Annotated in this window: 3 protein-coding genes; 2 read left to right on the top strand and 1 reads right to left on the bottom strand. The window is 61.2% G+C overall.

Translation table 11 applies throughout. The features are described from left to right. The first annotated feature begins 97 nt into the window (after window positions 1–97). Both Q9Q40_14225 and Q9Q40_14220 read left to right on the top strand, forming a co-directional pair. Window positions 98–919 (top strand): transposase, encoded by an 822-nt coding sequence (locus tag Q9Q40_14225; GenBank protein MDQ7008374.1) that lies wholly within the window; start codon window positions 98–100, stop codon window positions 917–919. Beyond that, window positions 907–1,542, top strand: a complete 636-nt coding sequence (locus tag Q9Q40_14220; GenBank protein MDQ7008373.1) for a transposase — start codon at window positions 907–909, stop codon at window positions 1,540–1,542. Before Q9Q40_14225 ends, Q9Q40_14220 begins: the two co-directional genes overlap by 13 nt. Before the next feature lie 808 nt (window positions 1,543–2,350). Here Q9Q40_14220 and Q9Q40_14215 read toward each other — a convergent pair. Then, a partial coding sequence (locus tag Q9Q40_14215; protein MDQ7008372.1) for an RHS repeat-associated core domain-containing protein occupies window positions 2,351–3,566 on the bottom strand: 1,216 nt, incomplete at its 5' end.

Raw genomic sequence — 3,566 nt, 5'->3', positions numbered from 1 at the left:
ACGGCATGACTTTCGAGGAGCAGGCAGCTTCCCCGGGCCGCGACGCAATCGTGGCTCTCATCATCCGCGTCCAAGAGCTGGAGCAACAATTTCGTGGTTGCGTCGAGAGCTTTTCGGCCGCAAGTCCGAGAAGCGCCTGATCGAGCCTGATCCAGGCCAGGCGAGCCTGGGTGACGCAATCCGATCCGGGGCGCCGTCCGATCCCGAGACTGCGTTGACGATCGGAGAGCATACGCGCAAGCAAGCCCGGCGTCAGGACGACGATGAAGCGGACAGTGGCTTTCGTTTCGACGATTCGGTGCCGGTGGAAGAGATTCGTCTGGAGAATCCGGATGCTCAGCTCGAGGGTGCGAAAATCATCGGCGAGAAAGTGACTTACAAGCTGGCGCAGCAGCCGGCGTCCTACGTGGTGCGGAAGTACGTGCGTACCGTGGTCAAGCGGAAGGACGGGCATTTGAGTTATCCTCCGGCGGCGGCGTCGGGGCTGGGCAAGAGCATGGCCGACGTGAGCCTGCTGGCGGGCCTGGTGATCGACAAGCTGGTCTACCACCTGCCGCTATACCGGCAGCATCAACGGATGAAGCCAGCAGGGATTCGGCTCGCGCGCTCGACGCTGACCGAGGCGGTGCACCGAACGGCAGATCTGCTGCAGCCGATCTGCGAGGCCCAGCGGCAATCGATCCTGCAAAGTTCCGTGATCGCAATGGACGAGACACCGATTCGTGCGGGTCGCAAGGGTCGGGGTCGAATGAAGACGGGCTATTTCTGGCCGATCTATGGCGACCGGCAGGAGGTGATCTTCCCCTTCATGCCGACGCGTGCGCACGGCGTGGTCCACAAGCTGTTGGGCTCCTACGCGGGCGTGCTGCTGACGGACGGCTATCCGGCGTACGAGCCGCCCAGCAGATGGAGCAGGTGAGATCAGCGCAGTGCTGGTCTCATACCCGGCGACAGTTTCTGAAGGCCGAAGAGGTGGAACCGAAGCTGACGGCGCGGGCGGTGGACTTGATCGGTGAGCTGTACGCGCGCGAGGGAGAACTCCGCCGCGAGAGCCTGGAGGGCTCGAAGCTGCCGGCGCGGCGCGCGAAGCTTTGCCGCCCGGTGGTGGAAGAATTCTTCGAGTGGCGGGAACGCGAGTTGGAGAGCCGTGTCCTTTTGCCAACGAACCCCTTCACCAAGGCGGCGCACTACGCGCTGTCGCGGCGGAAGGAGCTGAAGGTCTTCCTCGAGCATCCGGGCGTGCCGGCGGATACAAACCACCTGGAACGACAGATCCGCCCGATCGCGGTAGGGCGTAAGAATTGGCTTTTCTGCTGGACCGAGCTGGGTGCGGAGTACGTGGGGGTCTTCCAGAGTCTTCTGCAGACCTGCCGGCTGCAGGGGCTATCGCCGTATCGCTATCTCGTGGACGTGCTGCAGCGCGTGGACAGCCATCCGGCGTCCGAGGTGGCGCTGCTGACGCCGCGGCTGTGGAAGGAGCGCTTCGGCGAAGATCCGCTGCTCACACCGCTCGAGAGGCACACCAGCCGAACCGCCGATTGACCGGGTACACCACCGGCGCTCATTTCGCAAGAACGCCGATTTCCAACCGCTTACGCATCGGGCGCGCAGTCCGCACCGCCCCGTGGCAACTTCACTGATCGTCCGCAACTCCAGCGTCACCACTTACTGCCATAGTGCTGCCGGACTCCATGCCAATCCGCTCAGGTCCGTTTCGCGAAGTCGCTTCCAGGGAGTAGGAACGTACCAATCATACGCCCCGAACGCCACCGCCACCATCACGCTACGCGGTTGCAGTGCGTTTGTCATCTCCACTCAAGGAATATTATTTCCTCTTGGATCTCGAACGCTGGGGAGTAGACGTCATGCCATCCGATCTCATGCTGTTTCTCACACCAGACTGTCAAAACCAAACGATACTTCCCAACGGGTATCTTCAAGCGCCTGCTATCGATCGCGACCCCTACACTCTCCCAGCGTAATGCATACAAACGCCCAGGCCTGCAAAGATCAACATGCTTTCCCTGATATCGATCCGCCCCCAGGTATTCCCCAGATTTCGCTCTAGTCTCAAATCGTTTAGCCGTGTCGTTCCACTTTTCAAGGCCAATCCCCCCGTTCCAGCCGAGAAACTGAGAGCATTCAAGGTCAGGCGACATTCTTATCACAGGCCTCAATATACTGGATCTTATCGCTCCGCCTCCCTCCAACCCAGGGATGAGAACACGCAAACCACAGACGTCATCGCTCGGTGCTGGCGTCCTTGCACTAGTGTTGACTGCCAAGAGAATTGCCAGAAAGCCAACAATGCTGCAATCCATACCCTTTCTCAGAAAACCAAATCGACTGGTCATTTGGTTTTCCCAAGGTACTTCCTGAGGTCCTTTCCGGTCAACACGCGCTTGGGGCGCCTGTCCCCGGGGCGATACCTGTAAAGAGCTCGCCGACCGACTACATAGCCTGCAACTCCCGTCTCATCGACATTTCGAGTGTCCGCTCTGCTCATCCCTTCCCTACCGCGCTCGGAGTTCCCGGTACCCGTATTGGTCACGAACTCACCCTCAGCCGGATGCGTATGAACTGTCGCCGCCACAGGCTCGCCTTCCAGGTTCCCATCCGAATCAGGCTCCGGCAACGCCACTGACGTCGGCTTTCCATCAGTTACTAGGTCCGTAGCCCTATAATCGCCGGGAACAGGCTGGGTTACCACAAAGCCAACTTCTTGCATATCGTCGCCACTATTCCCGTCAGGATTCGATTCCACCCACGCCTCTCGTACTGCCGCCTTAACCTCAGGATCCTCCAGGATAGCCTTATCCTGATCGTCTCGCCTGTCCTTCATTCCGTCCGGATCTACCCTTGCAATCGGGTTGCTTCGCACATACGAGTATCTGTTCCAAGTAGCTGGAATCCTGAACAGAACGCTTTCCATCGACGGATCTGGCGAGAGGAACCTCCCGGCACCATACGAGCACGACCTCATCAACATGTAGTCCAGCTCAACCTCCCCATCCCTCTCATGCCCCGTAAACTTCATCCGCTGATCCCCGCTCTCCTCCACCGTCGCCTCCATCCCGAACGGGAAGTACTTCCAGCGGCCGATCTCAACACCGTTCTCGTCGGTCATCAGGCGGGTGCTGCCGAGGTGGTCGCGGTGGACGTACTGGAGGTTGCGGGAGGCGGGGGCCGAGGCGGGGTTCTGGTTCCGGGTCGTGTTGCGGGCGTCGTCGATGATCACCGGGCTCTGGTCGAATTCCTGCATCGTGGCCGGGTCCACGGCGGTAAACCAGTACTGGCCGTGGCCCGCGCCGGCGGGTTGGTCGGGGAGTTGGATCCGCGGGATGCCCTGGGGCTGCGCGTAGAGCAGGACCACGGTGTTGCTGCCCGCCGGCTGGTAGTAGGCGTTGAAGAGGGTGCCGAGGGGGCAGTCGGAGCCGTCGCTGGAGGTGCCGATCTCCTGGCTCGAGGAGCCGTCGTCGCCAAAGCCCGTGCGCAGCGCGTAGAGGAACATGGTGGCCTGCTTGAGGCAGCCGCCTCCACCACCGCCCCGGCGCAGGGAGAGGGCG

This window comes from Acidobacteriota bacterium, assembly GCA_030949985.1.
In the GTDB taxonomy this organism is placed as follows: domain Bacteria; phylum Acidobacteriota; class Polarisedimenticolia; order J045; family J045; genus JALTMS01.
Note: the sequence above shows the minus strand (reverse complement) of the source record. Positions and strands in the feature narration are given on the sequence as shown.

Coding starts and splice junctions, on each gene's coding strand:
- Q9Q40_14220 (MDQ7008373.1), top strand. CDS start 907: ATGGAGCAGGTGAGATCAGCGCAGTGCTGGTCTCATACCCGGCGACAG.